Origin of the sequence: Amycolatopsis sp. SID8362 (genome assembly GCF_010550475.1) — a bacterium.
Taxonomy (GTDB): Bacteria; Actinomycetota; Actinomycetes; order Mycobacteriales; family Pseudonocardiaceae; genus Amycolatopsis; species Amycolatopsis eburnea.
In genome coordinates this window covers 1-220 of the sequence record NZ_JAAGNB010001458.1, presented here as the reverse complement: position 1 = coordinate 220, position 220 = coordinate 1, and the positions used below count along the sequence as shown (strand labels likewise).

General features: G+C 73.6%; 1 pseudogene. It reads right to left on the bottom strand.

Going from position 1 to position 220, the window contains the following annotated elements:
• Nucleotides 1-220 (bottom strand): annotated as a pseudogene (locus tag G3I65_RS44525) (primosome assembly protein PriA); the annotation flags it as partial.

Here is a 220-nt window from a genome sequence, read left to right as displayed (position 1 = left end):
GCCAGCACCGGCTGCGCCCAGCCGGACTCGACCAGCAGCTGGGCCTCGGCCGTGCGGGCGAACCCGCCGACCAGCAGGGACGACTTGGTCGTGTGCGCGCGGTCCATCAGCACGTCGCGGACGTGCGGGTACGGCGCGTGCTGGTCGAGGTGCAGGTCGTCGCCGTCGTCCCAGACGACGAACAGGCCTGGGTCGTGCACCGGCGCGAACATCGCCGCGC